Below are 24,553 nucleotides of genomic sequence, written 5' to 3' on the forward strand. Positions count from 1 at the left end.
GGTGCCGGTTTAAACATAGGTGCGGCTTTGCGCTTCGCCGTCGAGGGCGCGTGAACCGCGATTGGAAAGCGTTTGTTCCGCATGGGCGGCGTCGCCCGCCTGGGCCAATTGCTCTCTGACGGCCACCACGAACTCTTCGCCGGTCGGCAGTTTGACTTTATATTGCGGCGTTCCTGGCTCGTGATCGATGACGATGCGGCCGAACTCGTCGCTGAGGCCATCCTCGACCTTGGCGTCGCCCTTGTACAGCTCGTAGGGGACGTTGGCGAAAGGCCGCCCGCCGGCGCGCGATCGAATGGTGTAGTGCAATTGCTCTGGTGTGGGCTTGAGGTCCTTGTCAACCAAGGTTGGCGGTGTCGCGTTTTGCGGCCCCACGAGGCTATGTTTTGCGGCGTGGGCGACGAAGTCCCCATTGGTACCATGCTCAATGCCACCGGCTTTATAGATGCTGTAGCTACCCCCGCCGATGATTTTCAGTTCTTCCTTGGCACTGATGGTGATGCGATTGGCAGTCATGCTGATATCGAGTTTGGCGAGCATGTGGATGTTGTGCTTCAGTGCCTGAATGTCGATATCGCCGCTGTAGGCTAGCAGTTTCATGCCCAAGTTCTCGACGAAGAGGCGGAAAGTCTGTTTGACGCTGGCGAACAGGCTGCCGCCGCTGGCGAGCGACAAGTTTTTGCCGGTCGTCAAGGCGGTATCCTGGTCGCTGGCGATATGCGTGGACTGGGCGGTTGTTGTTGCGATGCCAGCGGGGCTGGCCAGCACCAGCAAGGGCTTGCTCAGTTCCGGGAAGGGGCCACTGCCACCCCGGATGGCGTCGTTTTGCTGCTGGATGCCAGCCGCCACGATGGCTTGTTGCTGTGCTTCCTGGGCACCAGCCTGCTGCGCCAGGTCAGCCAGCGCGGCATGGTTTTCGCTCGCCACGTCCAGTCGCCGGGCGGATTCACCCATGTCCTTCACAGTGCCGCGCGCGCGCTCGCGCGCTTCGGTCGAAACCAACATGCCGAGACCGGCCCGGATCACGCCCCAAGCACCGGTGGCGAGTTCAAACCCTTCGCCACGCGTATCTTTGCGTCCGGCATTGTCTTCGATGCGGGTGATCTTGCCGAGGCTGAGTTGGCTGTGCTGGTGATCGCTCTTGAGCTGGGCCTGGATGTTCTGGTTGGTGTCATCGAGGATCAGATGGTTGCTGCGTCCGCCGGCCTGATTGCCGCCGCCCGGTGCCAGCTCGCGGCTGCGCATGCCGGTCAGCGCTTGTTGTTCGGGCAGCTTCCACGCCGGCATATTGTCCTGGTTGCTGACGGCTCCCATGATGATGGGGCGGTCAGGTGAACCATCCAGCCACTGCACGACGACTTCGCTGCCGACCCTTGGCGTTGCGGGGCTGCCCAGTTGGCTGCCTGCCCATGGATTGACGACCCTGATCCAGGCCGAGCTGCGGTCGTCGTGCTGGCCAATCCGGTCCCAATGGAATTGCACGCGGACCCGTCCAAATTCGTCGACGTGGATGCTGTCGTTTCCGTTTGGCCCGACCACCGTCGCTGTCTGTGGCGCAAAGATTTTGGTGTCGATGCTGTTGAAGCTGCGTCCTGGCCGCCATGGAATCATCTTGCGGATGCAGCTCAGGCTATTTGCATACTCGACGGCGTACTCAGGCTCTTGCAAGTAATTATTGGTGGCTATGTGGCGAACCTGAAGAACCAGGAACTCGTTCTGGTTCGAGGTGGCGTTGCCGAAATCCGCAGTGTCATCGAAATGGCCGGTCAAATGGAAGGCGCGACCAGGCATCATGAAGCGGTTGTTACCAGCACCGTCAAAGTGCTTGCCAAGCGCTTCCATCTCTTGCATGCGCAAGGTTGCCAGACCATCGCCGTCCTGGTCTTTGAACCCGTAAGCGCCGGTGTATTCGTAAGATTCGATATCCAGCACCGAGCCTTGCTTGTTCAAGGTGGGAGCAGTGCTTTGCATTTGCGGGCTTTGCAAAGGGTTCTTGAAATCGTACTGGGACAAGCGGACGCTGCCCGGCATAACCTGGCGTGTGGGCGACCATTCGCCTATGCCGTCTTCTTCGGTGGCGCCGCCGTGGCGCTGGAAGGGGGCACTGCCGCTGCCGTCGATGGGGGCGGCAGCCGTGGAGTCGTCCGTCAGGATCAGCTTATGCCCGGTGCTGCTGTGCTCATACCAGTAAAGCAGGCCAGCAGCCTCCCATCGGCGGCTGAGGTAATTGTGGTCGCTTTCGGCAAACTGGCAGGCGTCTGTCATTTGCGGATCCATTCCGGCGACGCGCCAGTCCCAGTCGGGGAGGGCACCGTAGCTGCCCAGGATGGTTTCTGTCTGGCCGTGCAGGTTCTTGTTGTGGAAGAGGTAACTATTCTTACGCAGGCTCAGGTATTTCAGCCAGGGACCGAGCTGAGCCTCGTAAAATGCCACCGCTCCGTCGGTCCGCTTCAGGCGGAATGCAAAGCAGTAACCTGTGAAATAGCGCAGAGTGCCATCGCCCCTGACCAATTCGATGCAAAGGAGCTTTCCTTGAAGTTGTTTGAGTTCCAGGGTGGCGCTGCCTGAGAGGAGTTCGACAGTAAATTCGAAGTCCCGCGACAGGCCCTCGTCCGCGTCGAGGCGGTTTACCAGCAGTTGCGCGGCAGGGCCGTCTTTATGCGGGAAAGCCAGGCGCAAAATACGGTTGTGTTGAGGGGTACTAATGAGTTCCCTGAAACTCTGGATGAACTTACTCATGCATTTTCGGCCCAACCACGAAGGATTGGTGTTGCAAATTGACAATAGTTACAAACTTTACCACATTATCAAAAATCTTCGGGATGGGCAGCGGGCAATCGTGTGAGCCCAAGTGTATGTGGGTAAAAGGCTGTGGCGCCATGTAAAATAGCGGATTGTTTATTCGATTTTTAGGGCAAGAGCATGTCTATCCAATGGTTCCCCGGGCATATGAACGCCGCCAAGAAAAAGGCGGCGGAACAGATGGCCGACGTCGACGTCGTCATCGAAGTGGTTGACGCGCGCCTGCCTGCGGCCAGCTGCAATCCTCTTGTGGAAGAGCTGCGCAAATTCCGCTCGCGCCCTTGCCTGAAGATCCTGAACAAGATCGACCTGGCCGATCCCGATGCCACCGCGGCCTGGATTCGCCATTTCGAGCAGGACAAGACCGTCACTGCCTACGCGATGACGACCAAGAAGCCGTCCGACGTAGCCAAGGTGATCGCCAAGGCGCGCAAGCTGGCGCCGCACCGCAATGAGCCGACCAAGCCATTGCGCATGATGATCATGGGAATTCCCAACGTCGGCAAGTCGACCCTGATGAACGCGCTGCTCAAGCGCCGCGTGGCGAAGGTGGGCGACGAGCCGGCCGTCACCAAGCAGCAGCAGAAGATCTACCTGGATATGGAAACGGTGCTGATCGATACGCCGGGCCTGCTGTGGCCGAAGATCGAGATGCCGTCCGACGGCATGGCGCTGGCGGCCTCGCACGCGATCGGCGCCAACGCGCTGATCGAGGAAGAAGTGGCGGTTTGGCTGGCGGAAGAACTGTTGAAGCGCTATCCGGAATTGCTCAAGGCGCGCTACAAGGCCGACGTGTCGGCGATGGATGGCGTGGCGCTGATCGAACGCGTGGCGCAATTGCGCAGCTACCGCTTGAAGGGCGGCGACTGGGATTTCGAGAAGGCGTCGCATATGCTGCTGCAGGATTACCGCAGCGGCGCACTGGGTCGCATTTCGCTGGAAACGCCGGCCACCCGTGCCGAAGCGCTGGCAGTCCACGCGGAGGCCGAGCGCATCAAGGCGGAAGAGGCGGAGCGCAAGGCCGCAGAGAAGGAAGCAGAGCGCATGAAGGGCAAGCGCGGGACCTGAAACCGGTAAACCCGGGTCAGACCCACAGGGTCAGACCCGCCTGCTCACCTGCAAACTGGAAAGTCTCCAGCAGCAGCTGATTTGACCGGGTCAGACCCTTGGGTCTGACCCTGGTTTACCGGTTTTAGCCGAGCTTAAAGCTGGACACCGCCAGCGCCCCCATGAAACGGTCTTCGTGATACACCACTTCGGCGGCTGCATCCTCGGCCGCACCCACCACCACCATCAAAGGCAGCAAATGCTCTTCGCGCGGATGCGCCATGCGCGCGGCAGGCGCCCGTTCCCATTCCAGCAAGCGCGCCGTGCGTTCACCCGGTGCTGCCGCCATGGTCTCGCGCAACCACGCATCGAACAGGCGTGAAGCCTCTGCGCCAGCGGCGTTGAACGCGCGCAGGTTGTGGAAACTCAGGCCGCTGCCGACGACCAAAATACCCTCGTCGCGCAAAGGACGCAGCAAGCGGCCAATCTCCAGGTGCTCCGCCGGATCCAGCCCGTGGCGCAGCGAAAGCTGCACGATCGGCACATCGGCTTCAGGAAAGGCGGGATACATGGCGCTGAACGTCCCATGGTCGAAACCGCGCTCCGGATCGAGGCGCGCCCGCCCGGCAAGCAGTCCTGCCACGCGTTCGGCCAGTTCCGGCGAGCCGGGGGCGGGGTACTGGATCTGGTAGGTATGCGGCGGAAAGCCGCCGTAGTCGTAGATCATCGGCGGCCTGGCCGACGATGAAACGAGGAAGTCGCGTCCCTCCCAATGGGCGGTGACGACCAGCAGGGCCTTCGGCTTGCCGCCGGCCTGGCGCGGCAAGTCGCGCAGCGATGCATCGAGTTGGTCGTAAGCGTTGCCGAACTGGTCACGCATCCAGGGCCATGGGCCGCCGCCGTGGGACAGGAAGAAGGTGGGCAAGGTAGTCATGCCCACCAATATACTCTGGTCAGCGATTCGTTGCAGACAGCGACATCAGCGCAAACAGGCGGGCGGCGCGCATCCACGCCATCGCCAGGGCGATCAGCTGTGCCAGCACGAACGCAGCTACCAATAGCGCGGCATTGCTGCCGGCCACATTCAGCCGTGCCACTGCCAGCACGGCCGCCAGCAGCAGGCCGCCCGCAGTCAGCGCCGTGTAGGCGCCCAGCATGGCCACGGGCCGGCGCAAGAGAAGCTTGACGCCCCGCCACCAGGCCTTGACGGCAGACGTGCGGCGGCGGTCGATCGCCAATTGGGCGCGCCCGGCATCGAGCGTCAGGTTGGTCAGCGCCACCAGCAGGGCTGTGACGACCGTGGCTGCCAGCTGCCAGCGTGCCGCATCGGCTTCCAGTACTGCCTTGCCGGCATAGTTCTCGGCAGCTTCCGCCAGCGCACCGCCCAGTGCAAACGCCACGCCCAGCGGCACGATCGCCCACAGCAGCATGCGGAACATGCGCGGGTATTCGGCGACCCCGCCTGCGCACAGTTCGCGCAAGGTGGCGGTTTGCTGCGCACGGCCGGCAGTGACGATGGCGCTGGTCAGGAACGGCGACAGAAGCAGGGTCAGGACCAAGGCAGCGATGCCGCCGGCTTGCAGCGAAACGGCGTTGCGCCGCAGTTCGGCGGATATGTCGGTGAAAGCGAGGCCGTCGAGCGCGCGCGCCAGTTCGGGGGCGCGCACCGAGTTGTCCAGCAGCGGCGCCAGGCTATTCCAGATGGGCAGGGCCAGCAGGGCTGTCGGCAGCAGCATGGCGATCAGCCAGATCAGCATCAGGCGCCATTGCAGGGCGGCGCGGGCGGCGTGTTTGAGGTTGGTCGTCAGCTTCATACAGTGGCGATGAAAGAGAGCAGGGTCTGGATGATGGCGGCCAGGTCGAAGGTCCAGCGGCGCGACGCGCTGCCGTCCTTCTTCAGGGTGCGGCTGTCATCGAGCTTGCTGACGTCGAGCAGGTGTTTGCCCTCAGGGTCGAGCTGGGCGGATACCGCTTTCACGGGCTTGGTCCACTCGTAGGTATGCCAGCGCTGTTCGCCGCCCCAGAATACGGTCTCCTTGGTGCCATCGGCAAACGTGACCACCAGCGTCTGCAGGACATCGGCGCCGCGCCGGCGCACGGTGACCCGCGTCAGGTAGGGGAACGGGCCGGTGCCTGGCTTGGCTTCCGGGTTGGCCTTTTCCCATGCATCGCGCAGCTGTTCGACGTGCTTGTCGACCTGCTCTTCGCTCAAGTCGGCAAGCTTGCCGCCCTTCATTTGCCGGCCCGGCAGTGGCAGCACCTCTTCGCTGGTGAAGGAGGAAATGCGGTCGTCCACGCGCGTGGTGGCATAGACCTGCTGCGCGAAGACGGTTTCCACCAGCTGGCGCTGGCCGCTGACTTCTGCCAGCGTCTCACGGAAATCAGCCACGCTTGGGTGGCGGAATTTCCAGCGGCGGTAATACTCCTTGAAGGCGCGCTCCATGGTTTCCTTGCCCAGCTGCGCTTCCAGGTCGTGCATGACCAGTGTGGTGCGCGAATACACCGGGCCAATGCCTTGCAGGCGGGTATAGGCATTCTGGCCCAGCGGGTCGGATGGCTCGTCACGCGGCGTGCCCTGGCGTTCGAACTCGAAGCCCTTGATGGTGGGCGCAAATCCGATCGCGCGCAGGAACGGCGTCGTGAGGTAGGCCTTGCGGCCCGTATCGCGCAGCATGCGCTGGTTCCAGTACTCGTTCAGGCCTTCGTCCAGCATCGGCTCTTCGAACTCGTTGCTGGCGAGGATGCCGTAGAAGTAGCCATGGCCGAATTCGTGAATGGTGACGAAATCCAGCGCCGCCGATGCGAACGTGCCCGGCTTCAGGCCGGCAAAGTTGTCGACAGTGAAGAAGGTGGGGTACTCCATGCCGCCCGCTTCGCTGGCGTTATGCGGAGGAATGACCACAGTCACGGTTTTGTACGGATAGGGGCCGAGGGTCTTCGAGAAGTAGTCCAGCGAATCCTTGGTGGCCTGCAAGGCAGGCGCCGCGTTGGATGCGAATTCCGGCGGATAAAGCACGGTGATCTTCACTTGCGGGCTGCCGGGCCCGGTCCAGGTGCCGGTCAGCGGTGCCGCAGTGCGCTTGTCGGCGGTCCACGCGAAATCGTGCACGTCGCCCTGCACGAAATGGTGGGTCAGCTTGCCGTCCTTTTCCTGCGGGGCGCCCTGCAGTTCGCCGGTGGCTCCCACGGTATATTCCCTGGGGACGGTGAGCTTGACGTCATAGCTGCCAAAGTCCGCGTAATACTCGGATTCCGCGTGGTATTCATGCGCGTTCCAGCGCACCGCGGTGGCGCCCCGTTCGCCCGGCAGTTCCAGCACGGCGATCTTGGGGAACCATTGCGCCACCAGGTGGAAGCTGTCGAAGTAGCCGCTGCGCGCCATCACGCGCGGAAGCTGGTCGAAAAAGGCGATATCGAGCGTGGTGCTGGCGCCCGCTGCGACAGCCTGCGGCAGGTCAAGGCGCACCACGGTCTGGTCGGCCGCCGGGCCGCCGTCGGGATGCACGAAAGTCCACGGCACCTTGGCGCCGCCTTGCTGCACGCTGCGCAATTCCGTGTAGCCCCATTCTCCATCTTTGCTCAGGGCGCTGTTGCGAATGCCGCTGCCGGTTTTGCGCTCCTCGGTGTGGAATGTGCTGTAGCCGTTCTGGAAGGCATTCAGGTACAGGTGCAGGTAGACGCTGCGCACCGGTTCGGCGCTGCGGTTGCGCCAGGTCAGGCGCTGCTTGCCGTCGATGGTGTGCTTGACCGGGTCCAGGCTGGCTTCGATCTGGTAGTCCACCACGCGGTCGGACAGCGTGGCCTCCTGGCCGGTGCGGATGCCGCCCCAGGCGCCGGGAGCGCTGGGCTGCATGACGGCGGCCGCCTTGGCTGGCGCCAGTGCGATGCCGCTACCGGCTTCCGGCACGGTGGCGGACGTCGCGCCACCGGCCCACAGGCTGGCCTGGACCGCGACCCCGCCCAACAGGGCGGCCGCGGCCAAAAGGTGAGTGATGCGCATAAGACTCCATTGGGTTTTTTGCAACACCAAAATATAGCCCGGGTGGCGGCCGATTGCCAAACTTTTATGCCAACTTTAACCGGCGTATAATGGCGGCGCCTTGGTGCCCGCCTCCTGTTCATGGAGGCAGTTAAACGGGAAACGCAATGTGCTGCCCCCGCAACGGTACGCAAGCGCCGTCATTGAGACGGCAGGCCGCGCCAATTAGCCACTGCTGCTGCAGGAAGGTGGCCCGGTCAGTCTTGCCAGCCCGGATACCGGCCAGGGAGGTGGAAGCGCGCCCGCGCAGGGTTCGTCTTCTGTGGATTCCGGCTGCGGGGACGCAGGCGGATACTCTTTCTACTGATTTGCCATGACCTTCATCACTTCGCGCTGCGCCGTTGCCGCAGCGGTTGCCCTGTGCTTTGCCGCAGCGGCCCAAGCCCAATCGAACACCGTTGTCGTTTCCGGTTCCCGCTTCGCCAGCGATCCGTCGCTGCTGCCGATCGGCGCCACCACCATCACCGCGGCCGACATCCGCCGCGCCGGCGTGTCCGACGTCAACCAGGCGATCCGCAAGATCGGCGGCGTGTACGGCCGCCAGAGCCTGACCGGCAGCCCCGACTTCGGCCTCGACCTGCGTGGCTTCGGCACCAACAGCGACCAGAACGTGGTGATTGTGCTGGATGGCGTGCGCCTGAACGAAAACGAGCTGTCCAGCGCAACCCTGTCCACCATTCCGATCGACATGGTGGAGCGCATCGACATCATGCGCGGCGGCGCCAGCGTGCTGTATGGCGAAGGCGCCACCGGCGGCGTGATCCAGATCACCACCAAGCGCCCGCAAGCCGGCGAGCGCAGCGGCAATATGTTCACTGAGCTGGGCCAGTTTGACAGCGGCGAGGTGCGCGCCAGCGTGGCACAGGGCTTCGACGGCTTTGCCTTCGACGCGTCGGCCGGCCACCAGCGCTCCGACAACTACCGCGACAACAATGAATTCAAGCAGTCGCGCCTTAACGGCGGCGTGAAGTTCAGCACCGGCGTGGGCAGCTTCTCGCTGCGTGCCGACATCGCGCGCCAGGACCAGCGCTTCGCCGGCAGCCTGACGGAAGCGCAATTCAACGCCAATCCGCGCCAGACCCTGACCCCGAACGATTTCGGCAAGCTCGATAGCGACCGCTATACCGCCGCCTGGGAGCACAAGGTAGGCGCTTTCGACCTGGCTGCGGAGCTGTCGCATCGCAAGAAGGAAGCGGAAGCCACTTACTTCAGTCCATGGGGCGTTTCCAGCTCCGCCTACGACACGAAGCAGACCCAGTTCTCGCCGCGCGTGCGCCACCTTGGCCAGTTCGACGGCATGCTGAATGAACTGGTCGCCGGCTTTGACTTCGGCCGCTGGAACCGCGTCACCACCGCGTCCTTCTCCGCCGCCGACGCCAGCCAGCGCAGCAAGGCTTTCTACCTGCGCGACGAAATGAAGTTCTCCGGCCCGCAGCAATTCCGCCTGGCCGCCGGCGTGCGCCGCGAACTGTTCGACAAGGATTCGATCGATCCAGTGCCATTCACCACCGCCACCTACAGCGTGAAGCAAGCCAACAACGCCTGGGAAGTGCAGGGCAGCATGCTTGCCGCGCCGGGCCTGACAGCGTGGGCCAAGATTGGCCAGAGCTACCGCGTCGCCAACTCCGACGAGAACGGCTTCACTCCGCAGGCCAACAAGCCGCTGGAAACCCAGACTTCGCACGATGTTGAAATCGGCCTTGGTTATGCGCAGGGCGCCGCCAAGCTTGACGCGCGCATTTTCCGCCACAACCTGGACAACGAGATCTATTACGACCCGACCGCAGGCATGTTCGGCGCCAACACCAACCTGGCGCCAACCCAGCGCAAGGGCTTCGAGCTCGATGGCAGCTACCGCTTCGCGCCGGAATGGCAGGTGCAGGGCCACTTCCAGCAGGTGGATGCCGAGTTCCGCTCCGGTCCGAACGCCGGCCGCGAACTGGCGCTGGTGCCGAAGAACATCCTGACCGTGCGCCTGGCCTGGCTGCCGTCCGACGGCCAGAGCGCCGACATCGGCGTGCAGCGCGTCGGCAAACAGCGCTACGGCAGCGATTTCGACAACAGCTGCGACGCCCGCATGCCGGCGTACACCGTGGTCGATGGCCGCTACGCGCGCAAGTTCGGCCAATGGGAACTGGCTGTGACCGCGCTGAACATGTTCGACAAGGAGCATTTCAGCCAAGCATTCAGCTGCCGCGCAGGCATCTACCCGAACAGTGGCCGTCAACTGAAAGTATCGGCACGCTACGACTTTTAAGCGCTTAAAACAGGCTTAAAAATGCCCCGTTGGCGCCTTTTTGGCCCACGGGGCTGATCACGGCGCGCAAAAAATGGTAATCTCGCGGCGTTTACCATTTACCTGTAAGGATGACCATGCGTTTGCTGCGACTGCTGCTTGCTTCTGCCGCCCTGATGTTCACCGCTGCCGGCGCCTATGCCGCCGAGCCGAAACAAGGCGTTGACTATACGGTTCTCGACACCCCGGTGCGCACCGAAGCCCAGGGTAAAAAGGTCGAGGTGGTCGAGTTCTTCATGTTCACTTGCCCGCACTGCAATGCGCTCGAACCGCGCATGTCGGCCTGGGTCAAGCAGAACGCCGACAAGATCCACTTCCGCCGCATCCACTTTGCCCGCGGTGAAAAAGACGTGCTGGCACGCGCCTACGTCACCCTGGAAACCATGGGCACGCTGGAACCAGCCAGCCAGAAGCTGTTTGACGCCATCCACAAAGAGCACAAGCGCCTGATGCGCGAGGACGACGTGACCGCCGTGGTGGTAAGCGCCGGCGTCGACAAGGCCAAGTACGAAAGCGTCTACAAATCCTTCAGCGTCGAGTCTAAAATGAAGCGCATGGAGACCATCATCGCCCAGTACAAGGTGGACAGTGCGCCAACCCTGGTGATCGATGGCCGTTACGTGACTTCCCCATCAATGGCCGGTCGTCCAGGCCAGCCGGAAGACCAGTCCCAGGCAGCCGCCCTGGCAGTTGCGGACTACCTGGTAGCCAAGGCTGCAGCGACCAAGAAGTAAGACATGGATCAACGTGAAGAAGGCGTGATGCGTGCGTTCCGGGAGTCGGCCCCTGACGAGGCCGGCCTGGTGCAGCGCACCTGGGTCAACCATTTTGCCTGGACGCTGGTGGTCCTGTTGTCCGGGCTGGTGTTCTGGCTCGTGGTGGCCGTGGTGAATGCCGAAAACCAGCGCAATGCGCTGGCCAATATGCAATGCCGCGACCGCGTCTTCAAGGAAGAGATCGACCGCCAGTGCATGCTGAGCGTGCAGTCACGCGAGCACTGGTGGCAGCACCTGGTCTACGCAATGAAGCACACCAAGCCCCAGAAATAAAAAAATGGGGACGTACCCCATTTTTTTAATCAGGCTGTGACGTCGAGGTTGGCTAGCTGGCGCTTGAAGAGCTGTTCCTGCACGCGGATATCGTCGCCGTTGTAGCCGTCGTAAGCGCGGGTGGTGCGCGACCACACTTCCGGCATCACCTGCTCGATCAGGTTGCGGCCGGCATCGGTGAGGGTAATCATCACGCAGCGGCGGTCGCCCGGGCGGTTGCCGCGGGTGATCAGGCCTTGCGCTTCCAGGTCGTTGCAGACCCTGGTCAGGTTGGCCGGCTTTTCCATGCAGGCTTCGCCCAGGTTGGACGCCGTCGAAGTTTCATTCTCCGACCCATACAGCACCGCCAGCACCATGTAGCTGGCATCGACCAGGTCATACTTGCGCAGCACCGAATTCGCCAGGTCCTTCATGCGTTTCTGGACGTGATAGGTCATGCGCAGCAGGCGTACCAGGTCTTCCGGGAATTCCGGGATGCGAGTATGAATATTTTTCAGGCGCTTATTGGTTGCGTCAAAACTACTCATTCTGCAGGCACTCCTGTGCAATTTGTTCAAGCCTGAATTGTACTAGTGTTGACCTAAGGTAAATGCCTTTTTGATCTGTATCAAACCCCAAACGAAAGCTTCGGTGACGCTCGGGTTGCGTCTTTTTTGAAAGTTACATATTGGGAAAACCTTATACTTAAAGGGGAAATTTGGTACAAGCTGGATACGGCCGAAGATGTTTCAGCTTTATTGCCCATGTAACATAGTGTTGGCAACTTCCAACACTGCGCCGCTTGGCCCCTGTTTTCGTTAGATTATTGGAAACAGGAGGACACCATGTCAGGAACCAGTACCCTTGACCCGGACAATATGCCAGCCCAGCCTGACCGCGAAGTCAGCAAGGGCCATGGCACCGGGGCTCTTGGCCCCAGCGATTCGTCCGATTCCGGCAGCGACCTGCAAGGCGCGCGCCCGCCAGGGCCCGGCGACACTGAACTCGACAGTGATTCCGATGCCCAGGGCACCGGCGAACGCGCCAGCGTCGGCCGCGATACGCCGGCCCCGGATGGCGGCGATATCGATGTCGACCATGTCGAATCGCTGCCGGACGCCAAACGCCAGGAACACGACGACGTCGAACGCGGCAGCTAAAGGCTGTTGCTACAAGACTACAACCCACCCCGGCAGGGCGGTCGGGAAGAGGCACGAACGTGCTTTCTCCTCTGGGCCGCGCCGCTGCTCGATATCAAAACTGGTATTAAAGTCGGAAAAGATTTAATTGGATTGCATCCCGCTTGATCCCCTACATTCGGTTTTAACAAAAACCAACTCAGGGAGACCGCAAATGCAACACCAGTTAAATTTGAAAACCACCGTCGCCTGCATGCTGGCCACTGGCCTGCTGAGCAGCGCATCGGTCTGGGCCCAGGAAGCCGCCCAGGCCAATCCTGACGTCGTCGCCGAAAAGAAGGAGGCGACTGACAACGCGACCGTGATCGTCACCGGCGTCAAGGCATCGATGATCAAGAGCCTGGCGATCAAGCGCACCAGCGACCAGGTCCTGGAATCGGTCGTTGCCGAAGACATCGGCAAGCTGCCCGATAATAATGTCGTTGAAGCGCTGCAGCGCGTGACAGGGATCCAGGTCACCAACCGTTCCGGCGGCGAGGTCGGCACCTTGTCCATCCGTGGCCTGCCGGACGTGCAAACCACCTGGAACGGCCGCAACATCTTCACCGCGTCGGGCACCCAGGTCGCGCTCCAGGACATTCCTTCGACCCTGGTGCGCCAGATCGACGTCTACAAGACGCGCGACGCCAGCCAGCTGGACACCGGCATTGCAGGCCAGGTTGACGTCAAGTCGCTGCGGCCGTTCGATTTCAAGGGGCCAAAAGCTTCGCTGTCGGTGCGTGAAACCTATCTCGATCCCGCGAAAAAGGCGAACCCGCAGCTCAGCGGCATGTTAAGCAACCGCTGGCAAACCGGCGTCGGCGAAATCGGCGCCCTGGTCAATCTGTCGGTCAACAAGACGAATTACCGCAATGAAAGCGTGACCCCGGGCGCCATGGTGCCGTTCACCAGCCCCAATGCCGGCGAAGTTCCCCCAGGTTACATCCCGTTGCAGCGCATCTTCGATAATAAGATCTGGACGCCAGGCACCCATGCCGGCTTGCCGATGGCCGAGGGTTCAACGCTGGATTTCAACGGCAAAGCTTATCCTTACTACCTCGCGCGTGACGCCGTTTTCCAGAGCGACACCCACGGGGAGCGAAAGCGTCCGGCCGCCAATATCGCCTTGCAGTGGAAACCGAACGCCGATTCGGTCTACACCTTCGAATCGATGTACAACGGTTATCGTGACAAGTCCTTCAACCGCTTGCTGTTCAGCTTTGTTGACTGGTGGGGGGATCTCGGCAGCAACCCTGCGGGGACCATTACGACGTACCCGGGAACCAACGTTATCAAGAGCCGTCAAGTCAATAACGTCTATGGCTTCAACAGCGGCGACTACACCACGTCGGCAACCGATTCTCGCATATATGCCCTGAACGGCAAGTGGGACCTTGGCGATCGCCTGAGGCTGGAAGGCGACCTGTCGTACCAATCCAGCACCTATCACTCGGAATTCACGGCCACCCGGATTGATCGCGTTGCACCGTCGATCAACGTCAACTTCAATGACGGCGGCAACAATACGGCCTTCCACTTCAACAACGATGCCGACCTGACCGACCCGGCCAAGTGGAATGTTGCACAGTTCTACGATAACGCCAACCGCAACAAGGGCAGCGCCGCGACGGCCAACCTGTCGGGCGTCTACGATGCCAACTGGGGTGCGCTGGAGACGATCCAGTTCGGCGTGCGCTTCGACGACCGCAAGGCGTCGGAGGCCAACCGGACGCAATCGGGCAACCTGGGCCGCACGCTCGCCTCGCTGGGCCCGGCGTATTCCTCCACCAACTTGAACTTCGGCACGGACATTTCGGACGTTCCGCGCTCATGGGTGGAGCCGAATGCCTATTACATCCGCGACCACATCGACGACTGGCGCAAGCTTTATAACTCGGTCGATGCCAACTTCCTGACGACAGACAAACTGAGCCTGCAGAAGACGTTCGAGGTCGATGAAAAGACGAACAACCTCTTCCTGATGGGGAATACCCAGAACGAATTGTTCGGCCGTCGCCTGCGCGGCAATTTCGGTGTGCGCTACGTCAAGGTCGATACCGACATGACCTTCTATAAGGTCGATCCCACCACCAAGGCAGTCTCGTCGTCTACTGCCAGCAAGTCGACTAGCAAGGTCCTGCCTAGCATGACCCTGATTTATGACGCATCCAAGGACGTCGTGACGCGCTTCAATTATGGTGAAACCTTGCGCCGTCCGAAGTTCAGTGACCTCAACCCTATCCTGCAGCTCAACGACGACGTTTCGAAGGTGGGTTATGGCTCGGGCAGCGGCGGCAATCCGGACCTGAAACCGACGCACTCGAAAAACTTCGACCTGACGGCCGAGTGGTATTTCCAGAAGGACAGCGCACTCTACGGCACGCTGTTCAAACGCAAGATCGACGGCTTGACCGTAGACTTGCGCCACAAGGTTCACGTCGATCCGGCGAACGACCCATTCCGCAACTCGACCGCGGGCGGCGACCATACGAACGGCTATGACTACGTCATCAACTCGCCGGTCAACGCCTCCAACGGCACGATCAAGGGCGCCGAGCTCGGCTTCATTTACTTCCCGAAGGGGCTGCCGAGCCTGCTGGACGGCCTGGGCGTCCAGGGCAGCTATACGCGACTGACCTCGTCGCAGAACGTGCCTGACGCCAATGATGCCGGCGTCATCGTCTCGCAACTCGAAACGCCGTTCTTCGGCGTGTCCAAGAGCTCCTATAACGCCACCCTGGCGTACGAAAAGGGCCCGGTCAGCGCGCGCTTGTCCTATGTCTGGCGCTCCGGCTTCCTGGACCGCAACGAAGCCGCCTTGTTTGCCAATCCGATTGGTATCTGGCGTCATCCGGAAAAGAGCGTGGACATGCAGATCTCGTACAAGATCAACGACAACATGTCGTTCGATATCAGTGGCGTCAACTTGACGAACGAAATGCAGCAGCAGTACTACCACTTCGGCAATGCGGGTAACGCGCAGTTGACCAATTTCGGCACGGTGCAGATCGGACGTTCGGTTTCGGCAGCGTTGCGTTGGAGGATGTAAGGCTAGACGGTCAAGAAGACCCCCTAGCCACGCAGGGCGTTGCTCGGTTCACACCGGCAACGCCCTTTTTCATGCACTCGGCCGGTCCCGGCGCTGGTGCAGGTGATCTGCCGCCAGCGGGACCGCAGGGTTCTCCTCCGCGCTCGCGAGGTAGATCGGCGTAACCTCAAGCAGCGTGTCGATTGCGACCCGCAGCTTGGCGGGCATGTAGGGAGTATGGGGCCACACCAGGTGCATGCGCGAGGCTTCCATTTCTCCGCAATCGAACAGCACCTTCAGTTCGCCCCGTTTCACGTACGGGGCCACCAGCCAGCAGGGCAGCCATGCCAGACCCATGCCGCGCGCTGCCGCGTCGGCAATCACCTGCAAGTCATCCACCAGCATGCGCTGCCGCGGCAGCAAGTCGTGCGTGCGGCCGTCCGGCATGGCGACCGTCCATTCTTTCACCACGCGTCCGCGCGAGTACAGGATGCCATCGCGCTCGCAGACTTCCTGGATGTCCAGTGGTTCGCCGTGCGCCTGCAGATAGGAGGGCGCGGCGCAGATCAGCATGCGCTGCTGGCCCAGGGGGCGCGCAGCCAGGCTGGTACTGTTCGGCAGCGGACCGACGCGCAGGCCGAGATCGAAGCCTTCATCCAGCAGGTCCACCACCCGGTCGCTGAACGAGATATCGATGGTCAGTTGCGGGTAGCGCTGGGCCAGGTCCATCATCAGCGGCGCCACAAACTGCCGGCCGAACAGCACCGGCACGCTGATGCGCAAGCGGCCGGTCGGCTCGCTGCGGCCGGTACCGATGCAGGCTTCGCCCGCATCCAGTTCGGCAAGAGCGCGCACGCAGCGCTCGTAATAGGACTGGCCCGCTTCGGTCAGGGCTTGGCTGCGCGTGGTGCGATGGAACAGGCGCACGCCCAGCCGTTCTTCCAGCCGCGCGATGGCCTTGGCCACGGCGGAGCGGGTCTGGTGCAGCCGCGTGGCGGCCGCCGAAAAGCTGCCTGCTTCCACGGCCTGCACGAAGACATTGATGCCATTCAGGCGTTCATTCATATTGTTTCCCTTGGGGCGACAATTTGTCGATAAAACTCCACCACTGTGGATCACGTGGAAACTATATAGTTCTTCTCACTTAACCACAACTTGTAAGGAGATCCAAATGCATGCATACCAAATCACCCCCGGCGGCGGTATCGACAGCCTGGAAGCCGTCAAGCTGCCGAAACGTGAACTGCAATACCACGAGGTTCGCGTAAAGGTGCGCGCGGTTTCGCTGAACTATCGCGACCTGATGGTGGCGCAGGGCACTTACCCGACCAGCGGCGAAGGCGCAGTGGTGCCGGGTTCCGACGCGGCCGGTGAAGTGGTCGAGGTAGGCCCGGGCGTTGAACGATTCCGCGTCGGCGACCGCGTAGCGACCGCGTTTTTCCCTGAGTGGGAAGAAGGCAAGGTCACGCCGGGCAAGACGGCGGTGACGCTGGGGGCGGGCAGCAATGGCGTGCTGTCCGAAGAACTGGTAATCAAGGAAGGCGGGCTGGTCGGCGTGCCGGCGCACCTGAGTTATGAGGAAGCGGCGACCCTGACCTGCGCCGGCGTCACAGCCTGGAATGCGCTGTTCGTGGAAGGCGGCGTGAAAGCTGGCGATACGGTGCTGCTGCTTGGCACCGGCGGCGTGTCGGTGTGGGCGCTGCAACTGGCCAAGGCGGCAGGCGTGCGCACGATCGTCACCTCGTCCAGCGACACCAAGCTGGAACGGGCACGCGCCTTGGGCGCCGACGTGTTGATCAACTACCGCAAGACGCCTGAATGGCAAGACGAAGTGCTGCGCGCCACCAACGGCGAAGGCGTCGACCTGGTGCTGGAAGTGGGTGGCCAGGATACGCTGGCGCGCTCGATTGCCTCGGCCGGCATGGGCGGCAAGGTGGCAGTGATTGGCGGCTTGGGGGGCGGCTTCGAAACCAGCGTTCAACTGCTTGGCATTGTCATTGGCGGCAAGAGCATGAGCGGCATTTACGTCGGCAGCCGCAAGATGCAGGAAGACTTGTCGCGGCTGGTCTCCCAGCGCAACATCAAGCCAGTGGTGGACCGCGTGTTCGACATCCACGAGGCGCGCGAAGCCTACCAGCACCTCGCATCCGGCAACCACTTCGGCAAGGTCGTGATCAGCGTCAAGCCGCGCTATTGATTCTTCAATTCGGGGTCAGGTCTGTCATTTGGACACGCGTACAGTTTGTTTGACAAATCTCAATACGCAAATTCCGTGGAATTAGCGTATTGAGAAATATCAAATGAGAGCGCTAGCTGTCCGAATGACAGACCTGACCCCGAATTTGACCCCGAATTTGGTCGAAAAAAAGCCCGCTCGTAGCGGGCTTTCGATGGGCGAAGAACCGCGATCAAGCGAAGTTCTTGGCCACGAAGTTCCAGTTCACCAGGTTCCAGAAGGTTTCAACGTACTTAGGACGTGCGTTGCGGTAGTCGACGTAGTAGGCGTGTTCCCATACGTCGCAGGTCAGCAGCGGCTTGTCGGCGCCGGTCAGCGGAGTGGCGGCGTTGGAGGTGTTGACGATCTCGACCGAGCCGTCAGCCTTCTTCACCAGCCAGGTCCAGCCGGAACCGAAGTTGCCCACGCAGGACTTGGTGAATTCTGCCTTGAAGTTGTCGAAGGAGCCGAACTTGGCGTTGATGGCGTCAGCCAGGGCACCAGCTGGTGCGCCGCCGGCGTTGGGAGCCATGCAGTTCCAGTAGAAGGTGTGGTTCCAAACCTGGGCTGCGTTGTTGAACACGCCGCCGGAAGACTTCTTCACGATCTCTTCCAGGGACAGGTTTTCGAACTCGGTGCCCTTGATCAGGTTGTTCAGGTTGGTGACATATGCCTGGTGATGCTTACCGTAGTGGAATTCCAGGGTTTCCTTGGAGATGTGCGGCTGCAGTGCGTCCATCGCATACGGCAGTGGTGGCAGGGTATGTTCCATGAATGTTTCCTTTTGATTGAGACGAAAAGTTATTTTTGCCGAAACGGCCACTATTCTAATACGAACGCTAGGTAAGCGTCGGTTGCACGTTGGCCACGCCGATTTGGGCGCTGCCTTCGGCCAGGCGGACGCCCAGCGGCTGCCCCGGTTGGATATGCGCCGGGTCGCGCAGTACGGCGCCGGCGGCATCGGTGACGATGGCGTAGCCGCGTTCCAGCGTGCGCTGGGGATTCAGTAATTCCAGTTGCGCCGACAGCGCATTCAGGGCATCGCGCCGCTGCAGCAGTTGCGCACGCATGCTGGCGCCGGCGCGATGCTGCAAGGCTTCCATTGCGGCACGTGCCTTGCTCGCGTCGGGCTTGCGCGCGGCCAGGCGGCCGGCCAGCCGGTCGACCGTGAAGCGGGCCTGCTGCAGCGGGTTGCGCGTGGCGTGCATCATGGCGGTGGACAGGCTTTGCAACTGCATGCGCTGCTGGGCGATGCGGGCCGTCGGGCTGAGCAGGCGGCGCTGCAGGTTGTCCAGCGTCTGCGTGGCGTCGCTGAGGGCGCGGCGCATGGCGCGGCGCAGGTCGGTGGCGTCGGCGCGCAATGAACCGAGCCAGTCGGCACGCGGCGTTGCTGCCAGTTCGGCTGCGGCGGTTGGCGTGGCGGCACGCACGTCGGCGGCGAAGTCGCAGATGGTGAAGTCGGTTTCGTGGCCAACTCCGGACACTACAGGGACATTGCAATTGGCGACGGCGTAAGCGACCACTTCTTCATTGAAGCACCACAGGTCTTCCATGCTGCCCCCACCACGCACCACCAGCAGCACGTCGCATTCGGCACGGCGCGAGGCAGTTTCGATGGCGGCCGCAATCTGGGCGCCAGCCTGCTGGCCCTGTACCAGGGTAGGGTAGAGCACTACGTTGACGTGCGGCGCCCGGCGGCGCAACGCAATCAGCACGTCGCGCAGGGCGGCTGCCTGGGGGCTGGTGACGATGCCGATGGTGCGCGGGAACAGGGGCAGGGCGCGTTTGCGCTCGGTATCGAACAGGCCCGCCGCCGCCAGGCGCTCCTTGAGGCGCTGGAAGGCTTCGAACAGGGAGCCGACGCCGGCCCGGCGGATTGCTTCTACATTGATCTGGTAGTCGCCGCGTGGCCCGTACAGGGTGACCAGGGCCCGCACCTCGACCTTGTCGCCTTCGCGCGGCACGAAGCCGGCGTACTGGGCGCGGCCGCGGAACATGACGGCGCGCACCTGGGCGGCATCATCTTTCAGGGTGAAATACCAATGGCCCGAACTGGCGCGCGTGAAATTCGAGATTTCCCCAGATATCCACTGCAAGGGGAATGAGCGCTCCAGCAGGCGCGCGACTGCCTGGTTGAGGGCGCTGACTGAAATGACCTGGTTGGGTTCGGGGCTATTGATCATGGACCTGTCCACACTTTTTGAAAGCGGTCATGCTTATGTCATATATCACTTCATATCGCAAGTATTTTTTGTAAACACATGATTATTAAGGGTAAACGCCAATGCCACATAAGCGGGCAATTGTTGAATTTCCTTATAGATCAAGGACTTTGCGATAGCGCGTGGCTGTTACGCACAAAGATATCCACAGAATGTGTGAGGAACTTCTCGGCCCGAAGCCTTGCGTGATGAAAATGTTTGCAGGGTAACTTTCATTTTAGAAATCAACGGCTTGGCACTCCAGTCTGTCCCTTGCTAACAATTTTATCCACAGAAGCTGTGGGGAAAAACGCTGCCTAAATTTTCAGCTCGAAGTGATTGTCTTTCCATATCAAAGACTTGCGCTACCTCCTGTGGCCTTGCTCACACTTTTGTCCACAGAATTTGTGTATTTCGCTGAAAATGTGTCTGGAATGCATCGGGAAATCAGCGTGCGAGATTTTTACGCACGGCAAGAAAACCCTTATAGATCAAGTACTTTACCGCTCGAGCATAGCCTTGCTAACAATCTTATCAACAGAATATGTGAAGAAGTGCACAGATGGGGAAAAGCAGGAAAAGTGCCAATGCGCATTTTTTGTGCTTGAGAATAATTCGCTTTCCTTTCAAAGGCTTAGCATATAAAAGCCACCATTCCCCACAATTTTGTCCACAGAATATGTGTAGAACTGCGCTGAGCGAAGCTGATGAAAATTTTTGCATTAGGAAAAATCATAAACAAATCATGGGTTTAGGGTGAATTAGTTGGATTGCCAACAATGTTGTCCACAGAAAATGTGAAGAATGCGCACACTTGCCTGATAGCTCTCGACACGCTACATTGCGCGTTTAGGTTTTCTTTCTTAGGAGTATGTCTTGCTCGCAATTTTCCAGGCCGCCGGCTGGCCTATCTGGCCTCTGCTGATCGCTTCCATCGTTGCCCTTGCTCTGATCGTTGAGCGCCTGATGTATCTGCGCCGTTCGCGCATCATTCCGAAGACACTGCTGGACGAGGTGGTTCGCGTCTATCGCAGCGGAAACATCAATAACGACATCATCACCAAGCTGGAAAAATCGTCCCAGCTGGGCGTTGTTCTTTCGGCAGCGTTGCGTAACGTCAACGCCCCACGCGATGTGATGAAAGAGTCGATTGAAGAGGCGGGCGGCGCCGTGGCGCACGAGCTGGAGCGCTTCCTGACCACCCTCGGCACCATCGCTACCCTGGCACCGCTGATGGGCCTGTTCGGTACCGTGGTCGGCATGATCGAGATCTTCGGTTCGCAGAATTCCGCCGGCGCCAACCCTGCGCAACTAGCGCACGGTATTTCGGTGGCGCTGTACAACACCGGTTTCGGCCTGGCGATCGCGATGCCGACCCTGGTGTTCTATCGCCACTTCCGCGCCCTGGTTGACTCCTTCGTCATCGACATGGAGCAGCAGGCGGTCAAGTTCGTGGACGTGGTCCACAACTCCCGCAAGTAAGCGAGGGATCAGTTTATGGCGATGAATTTCCGCCGAGGCCAGAAGCGCGAAGATCCCGAGATCAACCTGATCCCGTTTATCGACGTGCTGCTGGTGATCCTGATCTTCCTGATGATCACCACCACGTACAGCAAGTTCACCGAGCTGAAAATCACCTTGCCGACCGCCGATGCGGAAAAGACGGTGGAGCAGCCGAATGACCTGAATGTGACAGTGGATGCCAAGGGCAACTACACCATCAACGGCACGCCGGTTGCGTTCCACGACGTAGCCGGCCTGGCCGAGCAGATGAAGGCTGCCACCAAGGATGCCAACCCGATCGTCAAGATCAACGCCGACCAGTTCGCGATGCACCAGATGGTGATCAACGTGATGGAAGCGGCGCGCGTGGCTGGCTTCGAGCGCGTGACCTTCGAGGCACAGACCGCCCAGGCCAGGTAATGGCCTCTTCCCTCGAGACGACGTTCTCGCGCGAGTGGTTGCGGCGGGGCGCGCTGGCATGCGTGCTCTGGCCCTTGTCCCTGCTGTTCCGGGGGCTGGCCGCCGTGCGCCGCGGCCTGTATGCGCTTGGCGTCTCGCACGCCGAGCGCTTGCCGGTGCCGGTCGTCGTCGTGGGGAATATCTTCATTGGCGGTACGGGAAAGACGCCGCTGACCATCTGGCTGGTCGATGCGCTGCGTGCGGCCGGTTTCCGGCCGGGCGTTGTGTCGCGAGGCTTCGGCAGCACGGATGCCGCGCCGCGCGAAGTCAGCGCCGTGTCGACGCCGGCCGAGGTGGGCGACGAACCAGTCCTGATTGCCGTCCGTACCGGCTGCCCGGTTTTCGTTGGCCGTGCGCGTGCGGCGGCGGGCGAGGCGCTGCTGGCGGCTTACCCCGAAGTCAACGTTATCGTCACGGATGACGGCTTGCAGCATTACGCCCTGGCGCGCGACATCGAAATCGTGCTGTTTGACGGCAGGGGAGTTGGCAATGGCTGGACGCTGCCGGCCGGGCCGCTGCGCGAGGCGCCGTCCCGCAAACGCGATTTCACCGTGGTCAACGCGCCCGAACTGACGGCAGCGCTGTGCACCGCCATCGCGCCACCCGGCGCTGTCCGCGGTGGCGCACCGGGTGCTCCCTGGCAGATGCGCCTCGCCGGCGACGTTGCAGAACGGCTGGCTGAGCGCAGCGAGCGCATGACGCTGGCCGAACTGGCTCGCCGTGCGGGGCAGGGCGACGGGCTGCGCGTGGCCGCGGCGGCGGGCATCGGCAATCCGGGCCGTTTTTTTGCCATGCTGCGCACCGCAGGACTTGAGCCGCAGGAGTTGCCGCTTCCCGATCATCACGACTTTAAAGACCGCCCGTTCGCGAATGTCGAGGCCGACTTTATTCTGGTGACGGAGAAGGATGCAGTAAAATGCTGGCAAATTGAAGAACTACGCAACGATCCAAGAATCTGGGTCGTTCCAGTCAGCGCCCGCATCGACGCGGCGCTGGCCGATCAAATTGTGGAGAAACTACGTGGACGCACGCCTGCTTGATATCCTGGTCTGCCCTGTGTGCAAGGGCCCTCTGGAGTACGACAAAAAAGCCCAGGAAATGATTTGCAAAGGCGACCGCCTGGCATACCCGATCCGCGACGGCATCCCGATCATGTGGGCCGACGAAGCGCGCTCCCTGCCAGACACCACGGAGTAAGCGGTGTCCTTCATCGTCATCATCCCGGCCCGCCTGGCCTCGACCCGCCTGCCCAACAAGCCCCTGGCCGACCTGGGCGGCAAGCCGATGGTGGTGCGCGTGGCCGAACGCGCGAAGGAAGCCGGCGCGGCCCGCATCGTTGTCGCCACCGACCACGCCTCTATCAAAGAAGCCTGCGAACAGCATGGCATCGAAGCTTTCATGACCCGTGCCGACCACCCGTCCGGCACCGACCGCATCGCCGAAGTGGCGCGCGCCATGAATTTGCCGGCCGACGCCGTCGTGGTCAACCTGCAGGGCGACGAGCCCCTGATCGAGCCGCAACTGCTGAAGGCTGCCGCCGCCCGCATCGGCGCCGACGTGCCGATGTCCACCTGCGCCCATCCGCTGCACGACGTGGCGGACGCCTTCAACCCGAACGTGGTGAAGGTGGTGCTGGACAAGCAGGGCCGCGCATTGTATTTCAGCCGTGCCACCATCCCGTGGCACCGCGATGCCTTCGCCAAGGACAAGTCGGCCCTGCCGGCCGGCTACGTTCCCTTGCGCCATATTGGGCTGTACGCCTATAGAAACGACTTCCTGCAGGCCTATCCGGCGCTGGAAGTGTCGCCGCTGGAAGGGATTGAAGCCCTCGAGCAGCTGCGCGTCCTGTGGCATGGATACCCCATTGCCGTACACGTGACCGATTCCGCCCCGGCGGCGGGCGTGGACACCCCGGAAGACCTGGCGCGTGTACAAGCACTCTACAAAAGTGGCGGATAAGCCAACTTCTGTGGTAAGTTTCTAGCAAGGTGGCTAAGGCATCATCAAAAATTATTATTAAATCGTTTAGGAACATTCATGCGTCTCATTCTGTTAGGAGCACCAGGAGCCGGTAAGGGCACCCAGGCCAACTTCATCAAGGAAAAGTACAACATCCCTCAGATTTCCACCGGCGACATGCTGCGTGCGGCAATCAAGGAAGGTACTGAACTGGGCCTGGCCGCTAAAAAAGTGATGGACGCGGGCCAACTGGTTTCGGACGACATCATCATCGGCCTCGTGAAAGACCGCCTGAAAGCGGCCGATTGCGCCAATGGCTACCTGTTTGACGGCTTCCCGCGTACCACCGCGCAAGCCGACGCGATGAAGGACGCAGGCGTCAAAATCGACTACGTGCTGGAAATCGCCGTACCGGACGACCAGATCGTCGAACGCATGAGCGGCCGCCGCAGCCACCCGGCTTCGGGCCGTGTGTACCACGTCAAATTCAATCCTCCTAAAGTCGAAGGCAAGGACGATGTCACCGGCGAAGACCTGGTGCAGCGCGACGACGACAAGGAAGAAACCGTCAAGAAGCGCCTGGACGTCTACCACAACCAGACTGAAGTCCTGCTTGGCTACTACGGCGAGTGGGCCAAATCGGGCCAGCCTGGTGCGCCGAAATATCGCAAGATCGAAGGCGTTGGTCCAGTCGAAGAGATTCGCGACCGTGCGTTCGCGGCTCTGAACAGCTAATACTTATGAAGCGGGCTCCTGGCCCGCTTTTTTCAAACCGGTACGCGACAGTCGCGTCGCAAG

At 61.3% G+C, this 24,553-nt stretch carries 21 protein-coding genes and 1 riboswitch; of the genes, 13 read left to right on the plus strand and 8 right to left on the minus strand.

Going from position 1 to position 24,553, the window contains the following annotated elements; genetic code table 11:
* Window positions 1-9: 9 nt before the first annotated feature.
* Complete coding sequence (locus ACN9M3_RS10200) at window positions 10-2,739, minus strand: type VI secretion system Vgr family protein (protein WP_426170451.1); 2,730 nt, start codon at window positions 2,737-2,739, stop codon at window positions 10-12.
* A 183-nt stretch (window positions 2,740-2,922) separates the two neighbouring features.
* Here ACN9M3_RS10200 and ylqF point away from each other — a divergent pair, with 183 nt between their 5' ends.
* A complete protein-coding gene (gene ylqF / locus ACN9M3_RS10205; protein WP_426322239.1) occupies window positions 2,923-3,870 on the plus strand; it encodes a ribosome biogenesis GTPase YlqF in 948 nt (315 codons plus the stop codon).
* Between the two features lie 124 nt (window positions 3,871-3,994).
* Here the strand turns inward: ylqF and ACN9M3_RS10210 are convergent, their stop codons facing one another.
* The 3 genes from ACN9M3_RS10210 to ACN9M3_RS10220 are packed head-to-tail and all read right to left on the minus strand — an operon-like array spanning window position 3,995 to window position 7,849.
* A complete protein-coding gene (locus ACN9M3_RS10210; protein WP_426322241.1) occupies window positions 3,995-4,783 on the minus strand; it encodes a DODA-type extradiol aromatic ring-opening family dioxygenase in 789 nt (262 codons plus the stop codon).
* Between the two features lie 19 nt (window positions 4,784-4,802).
* Window positions 4,803-5,663 (minus strand): hypothetical protein, encoded by an 861-nt coding sequence (locus tag ACN9M3_RS10215; RefSeq protein ID WP_426322243.1) that lies wholly within the window; start codon window positions 5,661-5,663, stop codon window positions 4,803-4,805.
* Window positions 5,660-7,849, minus strand: coding sequence for a M1 family metallopeptidase (locus ACN9M3_RS10220; protein ID WP_426322245.1), 2,190 nt, complete (start codon window positions 7,847-7,849; stop codon window positions 5,660-5,662). Before ACN9M3_RS10220 ends, ACN9M3_RS10215 begins: the two co-directional genes overlap by 4 nt.
* A gap of 84 nt (window positions 7,850-7,933) precedes the next feature.
* Window positions 7,934-8,129, plus strand: a riboswitch (cobalamin riboswitch).
* Window positions 8,130-8,201: 72 nt separating this feature from the next.
* Between ACN9M3_RS10220 and ACN9M3_RS10225 the strand changes: the two genes are divergently transcribed.
* The 3 genes from ACN9M3_RS10225 to ACN9M3_RS10235 all read left to right on the plus strand — a co-directional run bounded on the left by ACN9M3_RS10225 (window position 8,202) and on the right by ACN9M3_RS10235 (window position 11,233).
* Window positions 8,202-10,145 carry a TonB-dependent receptor gene (locus ACN9M3_RS10225; protein WP_426322247.1) on the plus strand — a complete coding sequence of 648 codons (1,944 nt, stop codon included), beginning with the start codon at window positions 8,202-8,204 and terminating at the stop codon, window positions 10,143-10,145.
* A gap of 116 nt (window positions 10,146-10,261) precedes the next feature.
* Complete coding sequence (locus ACN9M3_RS10230; protein WP_426170461.1) at window positions 10,262-10,918, plus strand: thiol:disulfide interchange protein DsbA/DsbL; 657 nt, start codon at window positions 10,262-10,264, stop codon at window positions 10,916-10,918.
* 3 nt (window positions 10,919-10,921) lie between these two features.
* Window positions 10,922-11,233 carry a hypothetical protein gene (locus ACN9M3_RS10235; protein WP_426170463.1) on the plus strand — a complete coding sequence of 104 codons (312 nt, stop codon included), beginning with the start codon at window positions 10,922-10,924 and terminating at the stop codon, window positions 11,231-11,233.
* Between the two features lie 29 nt (window positions 11,234-11,262).
* On the opposite strand, the gene ACN9M3_RS10240 is transcribed toward ACN9M3_RS10235, so the two are convergent.
* Window positions 11,263-11,760, minus strand: coding sequence for a transcriptional regulator, SarA/Rot family (locus ACN9M3_RS10240; protein WP_130314940.1), 498 nt, complete (start codon window positions 11,758-11,760; stop codon window positions 11,263-11,265).
* A 297-nt stretch (window positions 11,761-12,057) separates the two neighbouring features.
* Here ACN9M3_RS10240 and ACN9M3_RS10245 point away from each other — a divergent pair, with 297 nt between their 5' ends.
* A complete protein-coding gene (locus ACN9M3_RS10245) occupies window positions 12,058-12,372 on the plus strand; it encodes a hypothetical protein (protein WP_426322250.1) in 315 nt (104 codons plus the stop codon).
* 193 nt (window positions 12,373-12,565) lie between these two features.
* Complete coding sequence (locus ACN9M3_RS10250; protein WP_426322252.1) at window positions 12,566-15,439, plus strand: TonB-dependent receptor; 2,874 nt, start codon at window positions 12,566-12,568, stop codon at window positions 15,437-15,439.
* 69 nt (window positions 15,440-15,508) lie between these two features.
* Here the strand turns inward: ACN9M3_RS10250 and ACN9M3_RS10255 are convergent, their stop codons facing one another.
* Window positions 15,509-16,483, minus strand: a complete 975-nt coding sequence (locus tag ACN9M3_RS10255; protein WP_426170468.1) for a LysR family transcriptional regulator — start codon at window positions 16,481-16,483, stop codon at window positions 15,509-15,511.
* 106 nt (window positions 16,484-16,589) lie between these two features.
* Here ACN9M3_RS10255 and ACN9M3_RS10260 point away from each other — a divergent pair, with 106 nt between their 5' ends.
* Window positions 16,590-17,615 carry a zinc-dependent alcohol dehydrogenase family protein gene (locus ACN9M3_RS10260; RefSeq protein ID WP_426322254.1) on the plus strand — a complete coding sequence of 342 codons (1,026 nt, stop codon included), beginning with the start codon at window positions 16,590-16,592 and terminating at the stop codon, window positions 17,613-17,615.
* A gap of 211 nt (window positions 17,616-17,826) precedes the next feature.
* On the opposite strand, the gene sodB is transcribed toward ACN9M3_RS10260, so the two are convergent.
* Window positions 17,827-18,405: a superoxide dismutase [Fe] gene (gene sodB / locus ACN9M3_RS10265; RefSeq protein WP_426322256.1), complete on the minus strand. Its 579-nt coding sequence runs from the start codon at window positions 18,403-18,405 to the stop codon at window positions 17,827-17,829.
* A gap of 67 nt (window positions 18,406-18,472) precedes the next feature.
* Window positions 18,473-19,816 carry an exodeoxyribonuclease VII large subunit gene (gene xseA, locus ACN9M3_RS10270; RefSeq protein WP_426322258.1) on the minus strand — a complete coding sequence of 448 codons (1,344 nt, stop codon included), beginning with the start codon at window positions 19,814-19,816 and terminating at the stop codon, window positions 18,473-18,475.
* Between the two features lie 894 nt (window positions 19,817-20,710).
* Here xseA and ACN9M3_RS10275 point away from each other — a divergent pair.
* The 6 genes from ACN9M3_RS10275 to adk all read left to right on the plus strand — a co-directional run bounded on the left by ACN9M3_RS10275 (window position 20,711) and on the right by adk (window position 24,490).
* Window positions 20,711-21,316 (plus strand): MotA/TolQ/ExbB proton channel family protein, encoded by a 606-nt coding sequence (locus tag ACN9M3_RS10275; protein WP_426170474.1) that lies wholly within the window; start codon window positions 20,711-20,713, stop codon window positions 21,314-21,316.
* 21 nt (window positions 21,317-21,337) lie between these two features.
* Window positions 21,338-21,757, plus strand: coding sequence for an ExbD/TolR family protein (locus ACN9M3_RS10280; RefSeq protein ID WP_057260354.1), 420 nt, complete (start codon window positions 21,338-21,340; stop codon window positions 21,755-21,757).
* Entirely contained in the window at window positions 21,757-22,836 is a 1,080-nt protein-coding gene (gene lpxK / locus ACN9M3_RS10285; protein ID WP_426322261.1) for a tetraacyldisaccharide 4'-kinase, read from the plus strand. The genes ACN9M3_RS10280 and lpxK overlap by 1 nt, the downstream gene beginning before the upstream one ends.
* A complete protein-coding gene (locus ACN9M3_RS10290) occupies window positions 22,817-22,993 on the plus strand; it encodes a Trm112 family protein (RefSeq protein ID WP_082507565.1) in 177 nt (58 codons plus the stop codon). Before lpxK ends, ACN9M3_RS10290 begins: the two co-directional genes overlap by 20 nt.
* 3 nt (window positions 22,994-22,996) lie before the next feature.
* Window positions 22,997-23,755 carry a 3-deoxy-manno-octulosonate cytidylyltransferase gene (gene kdsB, locus ACN9M3_RS10295; RefSeq protein ID WP_426322263.1) on the plus strand — a complete coding sequence of 253 codons (759 nt, stop codon included), beginning with the start codon at window positions 22,997-22,999 and terminating at the stop codon, window positions 23,753-23,755.
* 78 nt (window positions 23,756-23,833) lie between these two features.
* Complete coding sequence (adk, locus tag ACN9M3_RS10300) at window positions 23,834-24,490, plus strand: adenylate kinase (protein ID WP_426170479.1); 657 nt, start codon at window positions 23,834-23,836, stop codon at window positions 24,488-24,490.
* Window positions 24,491-24,553: the final 63 nt, after the last annotated feature.

This window comes from Pseudoduganella sp. R-43 (assembly GCF_049913255.1).
Taxonomy (GTDB): domain Bacteria; phylum Pseudomonadota; class Gammaproteobacteria; order Burkholderiales; family Burkholderiaceae_D; genus Rugamonas.

What these genes read in the sequence shown, in the direction of transcription:
- ACN9M3_RS10240 (WP_130314940.1), bottom strand. Translation starts at nt 11,760, where the DNA reads ATGAGTAGTTTTGACGCAACCAATAAGCGCCTGAAAAATATTCATACT.
- ACN9M3_RS10245 (WP_426322250.1), top strand. Translation starts at nt 12,058, where the DNA reads ATGTCAGGAACCAGTACCCTTGACCCGGACAATATGCCAGCCCAGCCT.
- ACN9M3_RS10255 (WP_426170468.1), bottom strand. Translation starts at nt 16,483, where the DNA reads ATGAATGAACGCCTGAATGGCATCAATGTCTTCGTGCAGGCCGTGGAA.
- sodB (WP_426322256.1), bottom strand. Translation starts at nt 18,405, where the DNA reads ATGGAACATACCCTGCCACCACTGCCGTATGCGATGGACGCACTGCAG.
- ACN9M3_RS10260 (WP_426322254.1), top strand. Translation starts at nt 16,590, where the DNA reads ATGCATGCATACCAAATCACCCCCGGCGGCGGTATCGACAGCCTGGAA.
- ACN9M3_RS10250 (WP_426322252.1), top strand. Translation starts at nt 12,566, where the DNA reads ATGCAACACCAGTTAAATTTGAAAACCACCGTCGCCTGCATGCTGGCC.
- ACN9M3_RS10215 (WP_426322243.1), bottom strand. Translation starts at nt 5,663, where the DNA reads ATGAAGCTGACGACCAACCTCAAACACGCCGCCCGCGCCGCCCTGCAA.
- ACN9M3_RS10235 (WP_426170463.1), top strand. Translation starts at nt 10,922, where the DNA reads ATGGATCAACGTGAAGAAGGCGTGATGCGTGCGTTCCGGGAGTCGGCC.
- adk (WP_426170479.1), top strand. Translation starts at nt 23,834, where the DNA reads ATGCGTCTCATTCTGTTAGGAGCACCAGGAGCCGGTAAGGGCACCCAG.
- lpxK (WP_426322261.1), top strand. Translation starts at nt 21,757, where the DNA reads ATGGCCTCTTCCCTCGAGACGACGTTCTCGCGCGAGTGGTTGCGGCGG.
- xseA (WP_426322258.1), bottom strand. Translation starts at nt 19,816, where the DNA reads ATGATCAATAGCCCCGAACCCAACCAGGTCATTTCAGTCAGCGCCCTC.
- ACN9M3_RS10225 (WP_426322247.1), top strand. Translation starts at nt 8,202, where the DNA reads ATGACCTTCATCACTTCGCGCTGCGCCGTTGCCGCAGCGGTTGCCCTG.
- ACN9M3_RS10220 (WP_426322245.1), bottom strand. Translation starts at nt 7,849, where the DNA reads ATGCGCATCACTCACCTTTTGGCCGCGGCCGCCCTGTTGGGCGGGGTC.
- ACN9M3_RS10280 (WP_057260354.1), top strand. Translation starts at nt 21,338, where the DNA reads ATGAATTTCCGCCGAGGCCAGAAGCGCGAAGATCCCGAGATCAACCTG.
- ACN9M3_RS10210 (WP_426322241.1), bottom strand. Translation starts at nt 4,783, where the DNA reads ATGACTACCTTGCCCACCTTCTTCCTGTCCCACGGCGGCGGCCCATGG.
- ACN9M3_RS10200 (WP_426170451.1), bottom strand. Translation starts at nt 2,739, where the DNA reads ATGAGTAAGTTCATCCAGAGTTTCAGGGAACTCATTAGTACCCCTCAA.
- ylqF (WP_426322239.1), top strand. Translation starts at nt 2,923, where the DNA reads ATGTCTATCCAATGGTTCCCCGGGCATATGAACGCCGCCAAGAAAAAG.
- ACN9M3_RS10230 (WP_426170461.1), top strand. Translation starts at nt 10,262, where the DNA reads ATGCGTTTGCTGCGACTGCTGCTTGCTTCTGCCGCCCTGATGTTCACC.